This window comes from Pantoea sp. E956-1, assembly GCF_982223955.1.
In genome coordinates, this window is sequence record NZ_CEUYZP010000003.1 from 29,241 (window position 1) to 46,923 (window position 17,683).

18 protein-coding genes and 1 riboswitch are annotated in these 17,683 nt (G+C 55.1%); of the genes, 5 read left to right on the top strand and 13 right to left on the bottom strand.

The annotated features are described in order from the left end of the window. Window positions 1-62 precede the first annotated feature (62 nt). Window positions 63-371 carry a YicS family protein gene (locus AC0T7J_RS10740; protein ID WP_031591616.1) on the bottom strand — a complete coding sequence of 103 codons (309 nt, stop codon included), beginning with the start codon at window positions 369-371 and terminating at the stop codon, window positions 63-65. Window positions 372-536: 165 nt separating this feature from the next. Here AC0T7J_RS10740 and AC0T7J_RS10745 point away from each other — a divergent pair, with 165 nt between their 5' ends. Both AC0T7J_RS10745 and AC0T7J_RS10750 read left to right on the top strand, forming a co-directional pair. Beyond that, window positions 537-1,763 (top strand): FAD-dependent oxidoreductase, encoded by a 1,227-nt coding sequence (locus AC0T7J_RS10745; RefSeq protein WP_473794039.1) that lies wholly within the window; start codon window positions 537-539, stop codon window positions 1,761-1,763. Window positions 1,764-1,915: 152 nt separating this feature from the next. Beyond that, window positions 1,916-3,688 (top strand): sensor domain-containing phosphodiesterase, encoded by a 1,773-nt coding sequence (locus AC0T7J_RS10750; protein ID WP_473794042.1) that lies wholly within the window; start codon window positions 1,916-1,918, stop codon window positions 3,686-3,688. Between the two features lie 36 nt (window positions 3,689-3,724). On the opposite strand, the gene AC0T7J_RS10755 is transcribed toward AC0T7J_RS10750, so the two are convergent. The 6 genes from AC0T7J_RS10755 to ascF all read right to left on the bottom strand — a co-directional run bounded on the left by AC0T7J_RS10755 (window position 3,725) and on the right by ascF (window position 10,091). Next, window positions 3,725-4,660 carry an ABC transporter substrate-binding protein gene (locus AC0T7J_RS10755; RefSeq protein ID WP_473794043.1) on the bottom strand — a complete coding sequence of 312 codons (936 nt, stop codon included), beginning with the start codon at window positions 4,658-4,660 and terminating at the stop codon, window positions 3,725-3,727. A 23-nt stretch (window positions 4,661-4,683) separates the two neighbouring features. Next, window positions 4,684-5,445, bottom strand: coding sequence for an ABC transporter permease (locus AC0T7J_RS10760; RefSeq protein ID WP_473794046.1), 762 nt, complete (start codon window positions 5,443-5,445; stop codon window positions 4,684-4,686). Then, window positions 5,442-6,182 carry an ABC transporter ATP-binding protein gene (locus AC0T7J_RS10765; protein WP_473794048.1) on the bottom strand — a complete coding sequence of 247 codons (741 nt, stop codon included), beginning with the start codon at window positions 6,180-6,182 and terminating at the stop codon, window positions 5,442-5,444. The genes AC0T7J_RS10760 and AC0T7J_RS10765 overlap by 4 nt, the downstream gene beginning before the upstream one ends. Beyond that, window positions 6,179-6,880, bottom strand: a complete 702-nt coding sequence (locus AC0T7J_RS10770; protein ID WP_473794050.1) for a TenA family protein — start codon at window positions 6,878-6,880, stop codon at window positions 6,179-6,181. The genes AC0T7J_RS10765 and AC0T7J_RS10770 overlap by 4 nt, the downstream gene beginning before the upstream one ends. Window positions 6,881-6,948: 68 nt before the next feature. After that, window positions 6,949-7,051: riboswitch (TPP riboswitch) on the bottom strand. Window positions 7,052-7,157: 106 nt separating this feature from the next. After that, the gene (locus AC0T7J_RS10775) at window positions 7,158-8,588 is read right to left on the bottom strand and encodes a 6-phospho-beta-glucosidase (RefSeq protein WP_473794051.1); all 1,431 of its coding nucleotides are present in this window, start codon (window positions 8,586-8,588) and stop codon (window positions 7,158-7,160) included. A 36-nt stretch (window positions 8,589-8,624) separates the two neighbouring features. Further along, on the bottom strand, window positions 8,625-10,091 hold the full coding sequence (gene ascF / locus AC0T7J_RS10780; RefSeq protein ID WP_473794053.1) for a PTS cellobiose/arbutin/salicin transporter subunit IIBC: 1,467 nt from the start codon (window positions 10,089-10,091) through the stop codon (window positions 8,625-8,627). A gap of 256 nt (window positions 10,092-10,347) precedes the next feature. On the opposite strand from ascF, the gene AC0T7J_RS10785 reads away from it, so the two are divergent. Then, window positions 10,348-11,367: a LacI family DNA-binding transcriptional regulator gene (locus AC0T7J_RS10785; RefSeq protein ID WP_473794054.1), complete on the top strand. Its 1,020-nt coding sequence runs from the start codon at window positions 10,348-10,350 to the stop codon at window positions 11,365-11,367. Here AC0T7J_RS10785 and AC0T7J_RS10790 read toward each other — a convergent pair. Then, window positions 11,364-12,113, bottom strand: coding sequence for a DeoR family transcriptional regulator (locus tag AC0T7J_RS10790; RefSeq protein WP_473794055.1), 750 nt, complete (start codon window positions 12,111-12,113; stop codon window positions 11,364-11,366). The two genes, AC0T7J_RS10785 and AC0T7J_RS10790, sit on opposite strands and share 4 nt — an antisense overlap. A 76-nt stretch (window positions 12,114-12,189) precedes the next feature. Beyond that, window positions 12,190-13,452, bottom strand: coding sequence for a DUF1479 domain-containing protein (locus tag AC0T7J_RS10795; RefSeq protein ID WP_473794057.1), 1,263 nt, complete (start codon window positions 13,450-13,452; stop codon window positions 12,190-12,192). Window positions 13,453-13,706: 254 nt separating this feature from the next. On the opposite strand from AC0T7J_RS10795, the gene AC0T7J_RS10800 reads away from it, so the two are divergent. After that, on the top strand, window positions 13,707-14,528 hold the full coding sequence (locus tag AC0T7J_RS10800; RefSeq protein WP_473794583.1) for a Cof-type HAD-IIB family hydrolase: 822 nt from the start codon (window positions 13,707-13,709) through the stop codon (window positions 14,526-14,528). A gap of 29 nt (window positions 14,529-14,557) precedes the next feature. Here AC0T7J_RS10800 and AC0T7J_RS10805 read toward each other — a convergent pair whose 3' ends face one another. Continuing rightward, window positions 14,558-14,950: a winged helix-turn-helix transcriptional regulator gene (locus AC0T7J_RS10805; protein ID WP_473794059.1), complete on the bottom strand. Its 393-nt coding sequence runs from the start codon at window positions 14,948-14,950 to the stop codon at window positions 14,558-14,560. Between the two features lie 111 nt (window positions 14,951-15,061). Between AC0T7J_RS10805 and AC0T7J_RS10810 the strand changes: the two genes are divergently transcribed. Beyond that, window positions 15,062-16,111 (top strand): NAD(P)-dependent alcohol dehydrogenase, encoded by a 1,050-nt coding sequence (locus AC0T7J_RS10810; RefSeq protein ID WP_473794061.1) that lies wholly within the window; start codon window positions 15,062-15,064, stop codon window positions 16,109-16,111. 220 nt (window positions 16,112-16,331) lie between these two features. Here AC0T7J_RS10810 and AC0T7J_RS10815 read toward each other — a convergent pair whose 3' ends face one another. The 3 genes from AC0T7J_RS10815 to AC0T7J_RS10825 form a co-directional block, all read right to left on the bottom strand. Further along, window positions 16,332-17,018 (bottom strand): RipA family octameric membrane protein, encoded by a 687-nt coding sequence (locus tag AC0T7J_RS10815; RefSeq protein WP_473794062.1) that lies wholly within the window; start codon window positions 17,016-17,018, stop codon window positions 16,332-16,334. A gap of 93 nt (window positions 17,019-17,111) precedes the next feature. After that, on the bottom strand, window positions 17,112-17,354 hold the full coding sequence (locus tag AC0T7J_RS10820) for a hypothetical protein (RefSeq protein WP_473794064.1): 243 nt from the start codon (window positions 17,352-17,354) through the stop codon (window positions 17,112-17,114). Between the two features lie 2 nt (window positions 17,355-17,356). Then, a complete protein-coding gene (locus AC0T7J_RS10825; protein WP_473794066.1) occupies window positions 17,357-17,581 on the bottom strand; it encodes a hypothetical protein in 225 nt (74 codons plus the stop codon). Window positions 17,582-17,683: the final 102 nt, after the last annotated feature.

Consider the following 17,683-nt stretch of genomic DNA (forward strand, 5'->3'; position numbering starts at 1 on the left):
CCCAGTTTACTGAGTGATAAGGTGAAAACAAACGTCAGGATCAATTTCATCGGGGTAAAGGGTTAATTTGTCTGTGGTGGACAAACCACTTGCGCCATGCGTTCGCGGTAGGCTGGATCATCTTGGTTTTTCAGCGCCTGAGCCGCCGCGGTCAGCGTGACCTGATTCTGCTTCTGGTTCTGCTTATCGTTAAGAAAATTCTGACGCAGTTTTTCATCGGAGAGGGCTGGCGATAACTGGCACTTCTGGCGCAGATCGTCAGTTATCTGCTGCTGACGCAGCGCAAACTTTAGCGTGTCGTAGGGTGCGGCTGCCACAATCAGCGGGCTTAACAGCGGCAGAATAAACAGCGTGTTGCGGATCGCGTTCATGATGGTCTCCTGACTGCTGAGGACAAAATCGGGTCTTCGGCAGTTTTCATTTGATATTAATCGCATTGAGTGATTAGCCTGAGCACAATATTCCCGACCGACTGCGGCAACATCGCCACGGTCGACGCAATAATCATAGCAATACTGGCGTGACAGGGAGCTGACATGCAGCCACATTCCACTGAAATTCTCACCGCTGACTGTTGTATCGTCGGCGGTGGCCCGGCCGGACTTATGCTGGGTTATCTGTTCGCCCGCGCAGGCCTGCGCGTGGTGGTGATCGAAAAGCACGCCGATTTTCTCCACGATTTTCGCGGTGACACCATCCATCCTTCAACGCTGGAAATTATGCATCAGCTCGATCTGCTGGAATCTTTCCTGACGCTGCCGCATCAGCGTGCCGAAAAGCTGGAGGCGGAAATCGGCGGACAGAGTATTACGATGGCCGATTTTTCACGCCTGCCGGTTCAGTGCCGTTTTATCGCCTTTATGCCGCAGTGGGATTTCCTGAACTATATGGCTGAACAGAGCGCCCGTTATTCGGGCTTCAGCCTGCTGCAATCGACCTCTTTTGAGTCGCTGAATGTTGAAAATGGCAAGGTCAGTGGTGTGATCGCTTCCCGCGGGAATCAGCAACTGCACATCCGCTGTAAACTGGTGGTCGGTGCAGATGGCCGCCATTCACGCGTACGCGAAGCGGCAGGACTGACCGGACAGGAATTCGGCGCAGCACGCGACGTCATCTGGTTCCGCTTAAGTAAACAGCCGCAGGATCCCGATCTGGGCATGGGCCATAAAGGACCACGCCAGAACTTTATTGTTATCGATCGCGGCGACTACTGGCAGTGCGGACTGACCATTCCGAAAGGGGAGTTTGAAGCGAAACAGGCCGCCGGACTTGACGCGTTTAAAGCCGAAGTGGCGGCCCTGTCGCCCTTTGAAGCGACGCGCATGGCGGAAATCGAGGGCTGGGAAGCCTTTAAGCTGCTGTCGATACGGATTGACCGACTGGATAAGTGGGCGAAACCTGGTGTGCTCTGCATTGGTGATGCGGCGCATGCCATGTCGCCAATTGGCGGAGTTGGCGTAAATCTGGCGATTCAGGATGCGGTGGCGACGGCGAATCTGTTGACCGATCCCCTGAAGCGGGGAGAACTGCAGCTGCGCGATCTGGAAAAAGTGCAGAAGCGCCGTCAGTTCCCTACCGTCGCCACGCAGTTTTTGCAGATCAAAATGAGCCGCAGCAAAGCAAAAAGAAAACCTACGGGAAGCAGCAAGGTTCCCGCGATTATCCAGCGCCTGCCGTTTCTGCGTTTTGTACTGGGACGCCTGATCGGTCTGGGCTTCAGGACGGAGTCGCCGCAGGTTGCGCATATAAAAGAAGAGCGTTAAATGATTTCGACAGCGATCAGATATCATGCGACACTGTTTCACTGTGAAAGTACTGTCAGATTGAGCCGCTATTTATCTGATAATTGGGCGCTAATTGAGCATTCCTGAGCTAAATTATTTTCGATTTTTGCGCCTGCATAGGAGAGGTTTCAGTGCATAACGAGCAAAATGGCAGCGACATAAAACGTCTGAGTACCATTAAGGCGCTTTTATCACCGGATGAAGCCCGGGATAAAGTGCTGGAAAGATTCGTTAATCTTGCCAGCCAGGTTCTGGGTATTTCTGGCAGCTTCATTTCGATTATTGACGATCGTAATCAATATATTAAAGCGTCACGGAACTTCGATCTTAAGCAATCGACCCGAGATGAGTCTCTCTGCCGCCACGTCATCGATGGTGAGGGTCATCTGGTGGTGTATGACACCTTACTGGATGAGCGCTTTGTCACGCACCCGTTTGTTAAAGGCGATCCGCATATTCGTTTCTACGCCGGTGTCTCGCTGCAGAATCTCGACGGCGCGACGCTGGGCACGCTCTGCGTGACCGACACGCAGCCACATCCCTTTACGGATGAGAAACTCGCTACGCTGCGCTCACTGGCTACGCTGGTGACCTCTTTTCTGGATGTCTGGAACAACGCAGGTTTTGCCGACGTCATTACGCACCTGCCGAATCGCCCTCGCCTGATTCGTGATATTCAGCAGCTGACCCTGGTTGCACCACAGAGCCGCTTTCGCCTGATTCTTATCGACTGCCTCGATATCATTCGTGCCTATGAGCTTTCCCGTGCGGTGGGCATTGCACCGATGGAGAAACTCTTAAGGCAGATGGCGCAGGATGTGGTACACCGGCTTAATCTCCCGGAAAATGAGACGCTCTATACGTTCGCCCCAGGGCGTTTTGCCATTGTCCAGCCCTACCTGGGTCGTTATACCGCACATAACATGATCGACCTGTTTAAGGGCATGAAGGCCGATCTGGCGGAAAATATCACGCTCGACCTGGATGTCTTTACCGGTGAAACAGAGTTTGTACCGGGCCAGATGAATGCCAATGAAACGGTTCGTCAGGCGGTGAGCGCGCTGCATGAGGCGATTGATGAGAATATCAGTGCGATGTGTTTTGAAGAGAGTTACGACTCGCGGCGCACCGATGACTTCATGATCATGAACGATCTGGCTCAGGCGCTCAATAAAGACGAAGAGCTTTACTTGGCCTGGCAGCCTAAAGTGTGTCTCAAAACCGGTAAAACGGTCGGGCTGGAGGCGTTGATCCGCTGGAATCATCCTGAGCGGGGCGAGCTTTTCCCTTCAGAATTCATTCCGTTAGCGGGTAAAACCAACCTGATTTCCGATCTGACCAACTGGGTTATCGATCATACCGTTGAGCAGCTTACGCGCTGGGATCGCGAGTACGATCTGATTCCGGTTTCGATAAACGTCAGCGAGCGCGACTTTGCACAGCCCGATTTTGCCGATCGGCTGGTGGCGAAATTAGCGGCGGCTCAGTTACCCAACTCTATTCTGGGCATTGAGTGTCTTGAAAATGAACTGATCACCAAAACCAATGTGGCGATCAGCGGGCTGGAAGCGCTGAAATCACACGGCTTTGTGATCTCGCTGGATGATTTCGGCACCGGCTACAGCAACATCAGCTATCTGCAGGATATCCCGCTGGATGTGATCAAGATCGACCGATCCCTGATCTCGCGTATGGGTGAAGATGATGCATCAAAAATCATCGTCAGATGCATTATTCAGATGCTGAAAGAGCTGAACTACACCGTGCTGGCCGAAGGCGTTGAGACGGAAGCCACACTGACGTTGCTGAAAACTTACGGTTGCGATCAAATCCAGGGCTACTTCTTTTCAAAACCGCTGCCAGCCAGCGATATTGAACACTGGCTTTATCAGAAGTCACACTAGACAAGTGGCCCGCAGCGATCGTTGCGGGCTCTCATATTACTCACTGCCGGTGGCGTAGCGCTCAACCGGCGTGATGCTTTTAATCAGCTTGTTATCAAACAGAAATTGCTCGTAAGCCTGATAGCGTGCGCGATCCAGTTTTGCCGGATCGGCGGCAAACAGCGGCAGGGTGGCTCGCCATGCCTGATGATTCAGCGGTGTGTTCAGCTCCGGATGCGCGCGGGCAAAGGCCTGCCAGCTCTCCTCCGGGTGCGCCTGCAACTGCGCATTACCCTTCTTCAGTGCCCGCAAAAACTTTTGGATTTTCTCCGAGTGTGCCTCATCACGGTTGGCGACGATGATCAGTTCATCATAAGCCGGAACACCATAATCCTCGACGTTGAAGACTACCGGGTTTTTACCCTGCTGTTTCATCTCCAGCGCTTCGATATTGCGATAGCCGCCGATCACGGCATCCACCTGCCCGGTCATCAGGGCGCTGGTGAGCTGAAAATTGACATTAACCAGCTTAACCTGATCGGCCTTAACGCCATCATGGTTCAGCATGGTCGCCAGCGTTGCCTGTTCAATGCCGCTGACGGAATAGCCGATGCGTTTCCCTTTTAAATCGGCGGGTTTTTTTACCGTTTCGTCTAACGTCATCAGCGTATTCAGCGGACTGTTAATCAACGTACCCACCCGCATTAACGGCAATCCCTGATCGGCGAAGAAATGCAGCTGCGGCTGATAGGTAATCGCTAAGTCCGCCTGCTTTGCTGCCACCAGACGCGGCGGCAGCGCCGGATCGGAAGGCGGCACAATGTTAACCTCCAGCCCTTCTGCCGCAAAGGCGCCGGTCTGCTGGGCCACCATAATTGGCGCATGATCGGGATTGATATACCAGTCGAGCACCAGTGTCAGTTTCTCCATCGCCTGAGCCTGTGTGGCTAAGGTGGCGCTGAACAGCAGGGTAAGCAGAGGCATTTTTGTCATGGGTTTTCTCATTGGTTTGGTCATTAATGTGTCTCAGGTGCCCAGGTAATCAGGCGGCGCAGCAGGATGTCGAGGGTCAGCCACAGGGCCAGCGTCATCAGCACCAGAATAAACAAGGCGGCGAAACAGAGGTCGCTCTGCATCCGGGCATTGGCATTCAGCATCACGTAGCCCAGTCCCTCGGCCGAGCCGACCCATTCACCGATGATTGCGCCTATCGGCGCGACGGCTGCCGCCATCCGCAATCCTGAGCCCAGGGCGGGCAGCGCGGCTAACAGCCGGACATGGCGAAGTTGCGCTGCACGTGATGCGCCCAGCGTGTGAGCCAGATCGAGATAGCCGGGAGGGACGCGACGCAGTCCATCAAAAAAGGCGGAGGTCACCGGGAAGAAGATCACCAGGACGGCCATCACGACTTTGGCGCCCATGCCGAAACCAAACCAGAGCACCAGCAGCGGCGCCAGAGCAAAAACCGGAATCGCCTGGCTGGTGATCACCAGCGGCATCATCCAGCGCTGCAGCCACGGCGAAAAAGTCATGCCCAGCGCCAGCACAGAACCCAGCAGCACGCCGAGAGCCATGCCGCTGACGATCTCGGTCAGGGTAATCAAAGTGTGATGGCCGAGATAACCTGCGTTTTGCCACAGTGAGATGGCGACCGCAGCGGGTGAGGGCAGCAGAAAGGCCGGAACCGAAGTCAGTGTGGCGAGCCACCACAGCGCAATCAGTCCGGCAAACAGGATCAGGCCACGGTGAAAACTGACAAAACCTTTGTGTAATCTCATCCCGCTATCCTGCTCAGCTGTTTCAGCAGGGCGGCCTGACTGTGAATGACATTGAAGTCATCTGCTGCCCGCGGTGGCAGGCCTGGCAGAGGCGGGCAGGTTTCAATTCCCGCAGAACCAATCATCAGCACGTGGTGACTGAGCCGACAGGCTTCTGCGGCGTCATGGGTAATCAGCAGCACGGTGTATCCGACCAGCACTTCTGCGGCCAGCGTCTGAATCTGAGCGCGGGAGAGAGCATCCAGAGCGGAGAAGGGCTCATCCATCAGTACAACGGGCTGACGGGTGTAGAGGGTGCGGGCCAGCGCGGCGCGCTGACGCATCCCGCCGGAAAGTGTCGCGGGTCGCGCATTCGCCGAGTGGCTCAGACCTACCCGCATCAGCAGATGCTGCGCCCAGTCGCGATCGGCCCTTTCACCTTTCAGACGACTGGCGAGGCAGACATTTTGTTCAACCGTCAGCCACGGATAGAGCAGATCCTGTTGCCCCATCCAGGCGATGCGTCCGGTCAGCGGCAGGCCGTCGCTGCCGCTGACCTGCCCGGCGGTGGGTGGCGTCAGACCGGCAATGACCCGCATCAGGCTGCTTTTTCCGACGCCGCTGGCACCCAGTAAAGCGGTAAAAGCACCGCCCGCGATCTCCAGATCAAGCTGGCTGAAGAGTGGCTGCTGGCCAAAGTTCAGGCTGAGCTGGCGAAGTGAAATGCCTGGCGGCACCGGATGGCACGGCAGGTTCATGAGCTGATCCGCTGGGCGGCAGCATGGTTGAGGCCCATCTGCCAGAAAGCCGCTTCCAGCCGGGTTGCAGTGGTAAAAATCTCCGCCAGCGGGTTAAAACGGTGTTCACCGGCGCGCTGTTGGGCCAGGGTTTCAAACAGTGAAAGTGAGGAGCGAACACCAGCCAGATACGCTTCGTCGCCGTAATTTTCTATCCATGCCGCGTACGGATTCCCCTCAAAGCGGGTCGCGGGGTCATGCAGTAGTGTCAGGCCAATTTCAGCATAACCTGCAACGCACGGCATCAGCGCGGTCAGCAGCTCCAGCGCATCGCCGGTGTGACCCACGTCCAGCACGTAGCGGGTGTAGTTGAGCGTTTCCACGGCTTCGGGTTCGCTCGCCATTGCCGCCTCACTGATGCCCCATTGCTGGCAGTACGCCAGGTGAAGCGGCAGTTCGCTGACGATGGCGTTAAGCGATGCCGTCGCGCTGCGTAATGCGTCTGGCTCAGAGAGTTTGCTGATCAGCAGGCCCCAGGCACGGGCGAAGTGCAGCAGAAAGAGATAATCCTGAGTGAGATAGTGGCGAAAGGCGGCGGGTGGCAGGGTGCCCTGACCGAGTTGCCGCACAAACTCGTGCCCGATATAGGCGTGCCATTGGCTGCCCGCCTGCTGGCGCAGACGACCATAAAAGCCGGTGTCGAAAAGCGGATGTGACATAGGATCTCCAGTAACAGGGAGATCCGGGCATACGGTCTGGAACAGGGAATATTGCAGGAGATGACGCAGAAAATCTGCCGACCCGTCCCTTCGCTGGCATGACCCAGATCAGGTTCAAAGGGTTCGGCTTGCGCCATCTCAGCCCATTACAGGACACCCCTCGGAGACATTGGTTATACGATAATTACTGCCGGAGTACAACGGTACAAATAAGCGTGCTGTTCCGGCGTTGTTGTCGCGCCAGTAACAGCATGACGATAGATTTTAAGTGACGTTGTCACTCGAGATCTGCGCCATTACTGGCAATGACTTTTTTGTACCACCAGAACGATTTCTTCCGCGTGCGAGCCAGCGTACCGTTACCCAGGTCGTCGCGGTCAACATAGACAAATCCGTAGCGCTTGCTCATTTCGCCCGTTGAGGCGGCAACCAGATCGATACAGCCCCAGCTGGTATAACCCATCACTGGCACGCCATCCTCAATTGCGTCGCCCATGGCGCGGATATGTTCGCGCAGATAGCTGATGCGGTACTCATCGTTGATCTCGCCATTTGATTCGATCTCATCGCGCGCGCCAAGGCCATTCTCCACCAGAAACAGCGGCTTCTGATAGCGGTCATACATCATATTCATGGTGATGCGTAAGCCGATCGGATCAATGCCCCAGCCCCACTCACTGCGCGGTACATGGGGATTAGTCAGCGATTTCACCACATTGGCGGCGCTGCTGTTCTGCTCGTTCATCTCTGCCGAGGCGCAACGCGAGGCGTAGTAACTGAACGAGACAAAATCGACACTGTTTTTCAGGATGTCGGCATCACCGTCAGCGATCTCAAGCGTCACCCCTTTTTCACGGAATACGCGGGCGGCGTAGGCCGGATAGGCTCCGCGCGCCTGCACATCAATAAAGAACAGGTTTTCGCGATCCTTTTCCAGTGCTGCCCAGACATCTTCCGGCTTGCTCGACCAGGGATAGAAGTTGCCGCCTGCCAGCATGCAGCCGACCTGGTTTACCGGATTCACTTCATGCGCAATGCGCGTCACCAGCGCACTGGCGACCAGTTCATGATGGGCCGCCTGATATTTCACCTGATCCTTGTTCTCTCCGGGTTCGAACACCAGACCGGCGCCGGAAAACGGGCTGTGCAGCAGGATATTAATCTCATTAAAGGTCAGCCAGTATTTCACCAGACCATCAAATGCCTCGAAGCAACTGCGGGCATAGCGGGCAAAAAAGTCGACCATTTTGCGATTGCGCCACGAGCCATATTCAGTCACCAGATGCATCGGCACATCAAAGTGACAGAGCGTGACCAGCGGTTCGATATTATATTTCCGGCACTCCTCAAAGACCGCACGGTAAAAGGCGATGCCTTCCGGATTGGGCGCCAGTTCATCGCCGTTGGGGTAGAGACGGCTCCAGGCAATCGACGTGCGGAACACGCTGAATCCCATCTCCGCCATCAGGGCAATGTCCTCCGGATAGCGGTGATAGAAATCGATGGCTTCATGGCTGGGATAGAATTCATCGTCACGCAGGGTAAACCGCTTTTCCAGACCGAGTTTGACCGGTAAACGGTGCGGGCCATGTGGAATCATGTCAACGGTGGTTAAGCCCTTTCCGCCCTCACGAAAGCCGCCTTCACTCTGGTTGGCGGCCAGTGCGCCGCCCCATAAAAATCCTTGCGGAAACCTTGAATCAGACATGCAATCCTCTTTTCCGGGTCAGCGAGACCCTTTCCTTTAGTGGCTATTAATCGCGTTAGCGCGTTCGGTAACGGGCGCAGGTTGCGTTGTGCTTTCAGGTGCGGTGTTTGTTTTGGGTTCGGTTTCAGGAATATCTTCAAAACCTAACAGCAGCGTCAGCACAAATGACAGCACCACAGACAACACCATGACCGCACCGACCCAGACAATACTCATGGGATTGGTGGGATCGAAGAACTGTACGCTGGTAAACAGGCCGGGAGAGGCCATGGAGTGGCTGGCCAGCCCGCCAATGCCCGCGACCGCGCCACAGATAAAACCGCTGATCAGACAGGCGATCAGCGGTCGTTTTAAGCGGACCGCAACGCCATACAGCGCCGGTTCTGAAATGCCGGCAATAATCGCTGATGCCGCCGCTGCCAGCGCGGTCTGGCGCAGTTCACGGTTTTTGGTCCGGAACGCCACCGCCAGCGACGATCCTCCCAGCGAGAGGTTGGCACCAATCTCTGACGGCATCACCATGCCCTCTTTGCCGGTTTCGGCAATGGTCTGGATGATAGTGGGGGTGAACACCCGATGCATTCCGGTCATCACCAGCAGCGGCCAGATTGCGCCCATAATCGCAACGGAAAGCCAGCCAAGATAGCCATGCACCGTGTAGACCAGCGCGGAGATGCCGCTGCCGATCCAGATGCCAATCGGACCAATCAGCACAATCGCGATGGGTGCCGCAATCAGCACAATCAGCATCGGTTTCAGGAAGTTTTTAGTGACGGCAGGCGTAATACGATCCACGCCGCGCTCAATGTGCGACAGGATCCAGGTCATCACCAGCGCCGGGATGACCGTATAGGTATATTTCACTGCGGTCACCGGGATGTAAGCGAACTCGACCGCCTGGCCCTGTGCCGCTTTCGCCATCAGCTCAACAAAATTGGGATGAACCAGTACACCGGCAATGGCGATCGCCAGCGACATGTTCGTTTTGAATTTCAGCGCCGCAGAGGCGGCCACCATCACCGGCAGGAAGAAGAATGCGCCATCGCCAATCACGTTGAGGATGACCAGCGTTGATGAGCCTTTCTCAAACACGCCCGCCATATCCAGGATCATCGCCAGCAGCTTAACCATCGACCCGCCGATAATGGCCGGAATCAGCGGCGACATGGTGCCCACCAGCGCATCAAGAATACCGGCGCCGATGCCGCGCAGCGTGATTTTACGTTTAACGGGCACAGCCGATGTCGCTGCGGGCGAGCCCAGCTCCAGCACCGCCTGATAAGCCTGTGAAACGTTGTTACCAATGATCACCTGACACTGGGTGTCGTTGTGCACCACGCCCATTACGCCATTGATCGCCTTGAGCCGGGGATAGTCGACCCGGGTTTCATCTTTCACCACAAACCGCAGGCGGGTCATGCAGTGGGTTACGGCTTCGATATTGGTGAGGCCGCCTAGCGCATCGACGATGGCGCGTGACACCTCGGCATAATTTCTGGGCATGATCGCTCTTCTCTGTAGGGTAAATCGGTCAAGGTTTTTATGTTTTAGCGCCTGCGGGCAGGCAAATAGGAAACCGGTTTCACAAAATCATGAAGTGCTTTCTCAGCGCCGACAAGCGACAGAATCAACCAGATTTCTTTTTTGTGAACTCCATCACCTGATGCTGGCTGGTAACTTCGTTGAAAGGCGGGGTAAATATTTCCAACATTGAGAGGCTTAGGTAGACTGCATGACGACGCAGCAAAGGAGCATCACCATGGCAACGATTCAGGAAGTGGCAAACAGGGCGGGCGTCTCAAAAGCGACAGTGTCACGTGTGCTCTCGGGCAATGGCTATGTCGGACAGGAAAAGCGTGAAAAAGTACTGAAGGCGATTGCCGAAACCGGATACCGGCCCAATCTGCTGGCGCGCAACCTGGCCACGAAAACGTCTCAGACCATTGGACTGGTGATCACCAATACGCTCTACAGCGGCAGTTACTTCACTGAATTAATGGCGCATTCCGCTCGCATGATGGAGCAGCAGGGCCGCCAGCTGATTCTGGCAGACGGCAAACACACCGCTGAGCAGGAAGAGGCGGCAATACAGTTTCTGCTCGATCTGCGTTGCGATGGCATCATTATCTATCCGCGCTTCCTGAGCATTGACGCGCTGGATGCGATTATCTCGCGGCATAAACAGCCGATACTGGTGATCAACCGGCGGCTGCGCATCAACCACAGCTACTGTATTTACAGCGATCAGCACGCCAGCAGCGCCACAGCGGTGAGCCATCTGCTGAATCAGGGGCATCGCGAAATCGCGTTTATCACCGGTTCGCTCGATTCGCCGACCGGCGTCGAGCGGCTTTCCGGCTATCACGCTGCACTCGCCGCACAGGGCATTGAAGCCGACTCCCGGCGAATCGTGACCGGTAAATGGACGGCGCAGAGCGGTATGGCGGCCGTGGACACGCTGATGGAACGCAGGGTGACATTCAGCGCGCTGGTGGCGAGTAATGATGAGATGGCGATTGGCGCCATCAAGCGTCTGACTGAATGCAACATCGCAGTGCCCGGGCAGGTTTCGGTGATTGGCTTCGATGATATTCCGCTGGCGCCCTATATCTCGCCGTCGTTATCCAGCATGAAACTGCCGGTCACCGAGATGATCGATGAGACGATTAACCGCCTGCTGACCATGCTGGATGGCGGAGACTGGCATACTCAGGCACCTTTCATGGCCAGCCTGATGCTGCGGGACTCCGTTACGAAAGGCCCCGGCCGTTCTGCTTAATCTGCGGCGATCTGCATCACCTCTATCGCCTGTTCCCTGAGCTGCGCGACCGTCACCGCATCCAGTGTCTCATCGGTAATCACATGCCCGAGCTGATAACCGGATGAAAGCGGATAGGGGTGAATCTGACCAAACTTGGAGGCGTCGGTCAGGGCATAGCTCTCAGCGCCTTTCGCCAGCACGGCATCCACCACATCACAGCGCAGCATGTTGCGGCCGGTAAAACCGGTCTCCGGATGCCAGCCATCCACGCCAACAAATGCCCGATGAAAATGAACCTGCTGGATGGAATACCGCGTCAGCGGGCCGACTACCGACTCACTGCTTTTCTGCAGCAGGCCACCGAGCACAATCACCTCACAGGCGGCTTCCCGAAGAAGCTGGGCAATATAGTGACTGACGGTAATCAGCGTAAGATCGGCGCGGTCAGCCAGCGCACGCGCCAGCAGCGCATTGGTACTGCCGCCTTCGATGAACACCGATTCACCCGCCTGAACCAGGCTGGCCGCATGTCGTGCCAGCGCCTGCTTGATGGGATAGCGGGTATTCATGCGGGTGCCGACGTTATCGCTGTCCAGCGCCAGCGCGGAGCCGTGAACCCGTCGCAGCAGTCGGTCGCGTTCCAGCAGCGTGAGATCCTGACGCACCGTCACTTCAGAAACCCCGGTAAGCTGCGCCAGCTCACTGACCGTTACGCTGCCCCGGCTATTAACCAGTTGAATAATCTGATGATGTCGCGGGTTCATAATTGCGTTTCGCAGAAAAAAAGGAGCTACAGTGTAACAGGGATATCCCGCGCCGGTGTACAACGCGGGATTCGGGTCAGGACAAATCCAGCGACCGGCGTCCGTTAAGATTGAGATCCTGCAGCGTAAAACGCTGGTCCCACTCTGTTTCATAATCTTCCGGCGGAAAATCTCCCGGCGAACGTCCCTGCTCCAGCGCCTGTGCAACCCGCCGGGCATAGGCGCGGTTTTTGTCACACATTGGCGCAGCGGGGATATACATCACATTGCCCCAGCCCTGCTGATCTTCAACCGGTGCAACGGCGTGGATGACATCACAATGCCACCATACCGAATCGCCCGCCTCTAAAGCCGGTATCGAACAGAGTCCGGCAATCAGGTGCGGATGCCACTGTTCATTAACGGGCAACACCCGGCCCGGCGCGACGCCGCACAGTTCATCTTCAGGCACATCTGAAAGCAGCGGGCGCAGCAGAACATAGGCCATCGCCTGCGGCACCGGCACCACGTGCAGCAGGCCCTGACCGGGGATCATGTCAGAGAGTGCGGTCCAGCCCTGAAAGGTGCGGAACACGGAGCATTTGGTGGTACCCGGCAGATCATACTCATCCACGTCGGTGCGATGAGCCGCATCCCAGGGGTCGTAAGCGGCAAAATCACCGTGAAACAGTTTACTGAAAACCTGCTGATACGCGGGGAGTAACCAGCGTTCCAGCGCGCCGGAATCGGTATGGGCACCCAATCCCTTCGACGTGGTGCCCGGCAAGCGGCGACGGATGCGATCGGGATAGATAACGCTCACATCCGGGTCAAACCACTGCCTGCCCTGCGATTCAGACGTCCATAACCGGTTCAGAAAAGATTGCGCGTCAGCCATTGCTGCGCTCTGCCGCGCCTGCATTTGCGCCTGTGACCAGTAAATAGGATAGATTTCGGGGCGGGAGGCGGCCAGCGATCCAAAAAAGTCATCTCCGGGGCCGCGATAGTGTTCGTCAAACTGGTTGTGATCCAGATAGTCGAGCATCGACTTATCCCATGCCAGCGCCTGTTCACGCGCGAAGTGCTGCTTAATTACCACACAGCCGCGTCGTTTAATCAGCGCCCGGGTTTCATCCGAAACCTCTCCTGCCGCAATGTCCTGCATGGGCACTACTGGCCAGGCGCTGCCCGTGCGCTTTTCCTCCGCTTTTGCTTCAGCAATTGCAGCATCGATGTTGTCGCAAACCTGGCGGAAAAGGGCATCGACATCACCAATCTGTTGACGTAACTGCTGTTTCATCTCGCGAATAGCGGCATTGACGTCGTCAGGTAAAGGGGTTGATCGGGATTCTTCACGCATCTTGTGCTCCTGAATGTCTGGGGTTGAGTTTCGAGTGCAATTAAAATAATCTTCATTCGTAATTGGTGGTTGAGGTTAACATCCTTTTAACGAAAAAAAACGTGCGTGATAACACAACTCCGGAACCGGAACGCTCTGAAAGCCGTTAGCAAAGTCACTATTTGCATTCTCATTAATCCACACAGCGAGTAAGCTTTATGAATCAAATCAATCAGCCGAAAGGACAGAACGGCGAACGTAGAGGGGCAGGCGAGATGGCGGTTAAGATGATTGCGGTGGATATGGACGGCACCTTTCTGGACGACAATAAGCAGTACAACGTTCAGCGGTTTTCACGTCAGTATGCGCTGCTGAAGCAGAAGGGCATCCGTTTTGTGGTGGCCAGTGGTAACCAGTATTACCAGCTGCAGCGCTATTTTCCCGACATCAAAGATGAGATCGCTTTCGTGGCGGAAAATGGCGCATGGGTCTCTGACTGTAATGAAGAGATCTTTTGCGGAGAGTTAGCGCAGGAGAAAGTGCATAAGATCCTCGATATCCTGGCGCATGAACCTGACATCGCGGTCGTGGTCTGTGGACGCAACGGCGCCTATATGCATTCATCCACCTCTGACGAAGTGATGGCAATGCTTGCAAACCACTATCACCGGCTGGAAAAACGTGATGACCTCTATGCCATCGACGACACCATTTTCAAATTCTCGCTGAAACTGGAGCACGAAGGGGTGGATGCACTGCTGAAAAGACTGCATTCCAGTCTGGGTGAGCTGGAAAACATCATGCATCCGGTATCCAGCGGTTTTGGCTTTATTGATCTTATTATTCCCGGCTGCCATAAGGCACATGGTATTGCGTTGCTGCAGGAAAAATGGGGCATCAGCGATTGTGAAGTGCTGGCGATGGGTGACAGCGCGAATGATATTGAGATGCTGCGTCAGGCCTGCTTCAGTTTCTCAATGGCCAATGCTGCTGATTCGGTCGCTGCCGTGGCGCGCTATCAGACGCAGAGCAACAATGATGAAGGCGCGCTGAATGTCATTTCCCGCGTGCTGGCGCGCGAATTCCCGTTCGATTAAGCCTGCACTGCGTGAGAACTGGCGGAAGCCTATCCGCCACTCTCCTGATGGCTGCGCGCGTGATGCTCCATTTCATCCAGCGCAGCCTGATTCTCCAGACCCCACTGATACATCTGCTCAATTGGCTGGGCGAAGGTATGTCCCAACGGGGTGAGGCTGTATTCCACTTTTGTTGGCACCACCTGCCAGACCTGACGCGACACCAGTCCGCGCTGCTCCAGCTCACGCAGCGTCTGAATCAGCATCTTCTTCGAAATACCCTGCAGGCTGCGCTCCAGTTCGCCTGTGCGCGCCCGGTTTTCCGGCCAGTGATAGAGCGCATGCAGCACCATCGTGCTCCACTTCACCGAAAAGAGCTCCAGCAGGCGGCGCGGCGGTGAATCCGCATAAAAACAAAGTTTTCCTTCAACCCAGACCGGCATAGTGACTTCCCAGACAAGATGGTAACCAAAAGGTAACTACTACCAAATGGGGATCCGTGTGTCTATAGTGGGCCGCTTTCTTTACGACCACCAGGTGAGAAGAGGCAACAGATGAAAATTAACGCGCTGATAGCGTCCCAGGCTGACGAGCCGCTGCGGGCAGGCCAGGTAGAGTTACGCGAGCTGCAGGCTGACGATGTGAAAATCGAAATTCTTTACTGCGGTGTCTGTCACTCCGATCTGCATATGGCCCGTAATGAATGGGGCGTCAGCCGCTATCCGCTGGTTCCCGGTCACGAAATAGTCGGACGCGTAGTGGCTGTGGGGGGCAACGTCACAAAATTTGCCGCCGGGGAAACGGTTGGCGTTGGCGTGATGGTCGACTCGTGCGGTGAATGCCATTTCTGTCAGCAGCAGGAAGAGCAATATTGTGAGGCGGGTTTCACGCCGACCTACAACGGCACGGATAAATACACCGGCAATACGACATTTGGCGGCTATGCCCAGCATGTCATCGCCGACCAGCACTTTGTGGTCACGGTGCCCGACAATCTGGCGCTGAATGCGGTGGCACCGCTGCTATGCGCTGGCGTGACCGTCTGGTCACCGTTGCAGCATTTTAACGTCAAAGCAGGCGATCGTGTAGGTGTGGTCGGGCTCGGGGGACTGGGTCATATGGCGGTTAAACTGGCCAGCGCGCTGGGCGCAGAAGTTACCCTGTTTACTACTTCTCCGGCGAAAGGGGAAGATGCACGCCGGCTCGGCGCTAAGAACGTGGTGATCTCACGAGACGCCGCACAAATGGATGACTGCCAGGCGTCACTGGACATCATTCTGGACTGTGTCGCTGCACCACACGACCTCGATCCTTATCTCGGTGCGCTGAAAACCAATGGTCAGCTGGTGCTGGTGGGCATTCCCGATCAACCCCATCCGTCACCGAATGTGACACCGATGGTGTTTCGCCGCCTGAGCATCAGTGGCACCTCGATTGGCAGTATTCAGGAGACGCAGCAGATGCTCGACTTCTGTGGTCAGCACAACATCACGGCTGACGTTGAGATGATCACCGGTGAAGAGGTCGAAACTGCCTTTGAACGTATGCTGACCAGCGATGTGAAATATCGTTTTGTCATCGATATGCAGAAAACCCACTGGTGATGAATACGGCCCGCAGTCAAAGCGGGCCGTCTGACTTTTACCCGGGCTGAACCCAGAGGATAAAGCTCCGCATATAGTTACAACATACTAATAGGCTTCCATAACAACCCACCTCATTGAAATCCGTGCAGCAGGGGTCTTACAGCAAGATCGTTCTGATTAAACAAAAAAAAACCCGGTTCATTGACCGGGTATCTGTTTTGCCGCTTACGGGGTGCAGTTAATCCTGCTCTTTATCCGCGTCACTCTTAGCCGCTTCTTCTTTCTCAACAACATGGATAAAAGGCTTAAGCAGCTGAATATCCAGAATCACATAAACCATGGTGCTGATAAACAGAGAGATGACACTGCCAAACACCCCGCTGGTGGTAAACGTCAGATAGTTATAAATCACCAGCCAGGTCAGGCAGATAAACAGCGCGAGCGAAATGGAAAGATTGGGTACGGAGTAGTTGCTGGTCCCACCACCCTGGGTATGCGTCGCTTTAAACAGATTCCCGATGGAGTATTTCTCCAGCACCAGAATAGTTCTTTCCCAGTTACGCTGTTTACGCGCACTGGCGCGGGTCAGGAACAGATAAAGGATAGAGATGAAGAAGCCGGAGAAGGCAATGAGTACCGGAATCGCTTCCAGCGCATATTCAATACTCTTATGAGGCGTGCCCGTGGTGCTGAGATCCAGCGTCAGCGAGGCACCCAGCGCAGCATATAAAAAGAGAAACAGAGTCAGAAAAGTCAGGCTACGTTTCCAGTCGCCATCTGCCTCTGCCCCTTTTTGCTGGATGGCCAGCTGAAGCGATTGCTGAATTTGTTGCGCCTGAGGTGAGTCTGTTTCAAGGGTGTGGCATGGTGCAGCAAAGAAGTTATGCATAAACAGCTCATCTTCTTTGTGAATGGTGATTTTCATCAGAAACCTGTGTTCGGGAAATTTTCTTTATTCTAATCAGCACAGCATGAATTAACAGTAACTTTGGCTTTATCCCGCCAGCCCCGCACTGACTCAGCGGGATATCAGGTTTATCAGACTACCTAAAACTGAATCGGTTGCGAAATTCTGCGCAGCATTATCCTCTTCATGACGCAGTTGCTGATAGCGCAGCAGGGCGGCATCAGCGTTATCGGCATGAACCACGTCCCACACCATCTTAAAGCCTTCGACCATTAACGCATCCTGCTGATCCTGCCGTTCAGTGTTCACGGCTCTGACTGTTTGAGCTTTCTGAAACAGACGATAGTCTGGCATGGCTATTTCTCCCCAGGATGGTCCAGCGCCTTAAACTGTTTGATGGCTTCATGGATATTGTTGGTATCGACGGTCGCTATGCAGCGATCACCGTTGAAAACCTCATAGCGGGCATTGTGCAGCTGAAACAGCAGATCCCTGCCACGAAAGTGTATACGTTTCTGTTTAACGCCAATCCCATGCCGCCGTAATAATGCCTGTGACAGGCGATCGGTCTCTTTTATCATTCCTTCAGCCCCTCGGCAGTACGTGGTCACTGCCAGTAAACCCGATAAACATTAGTTTTATATTAAGAGATAACCCTATTTTTTACAGGGCTAACGCGCGGG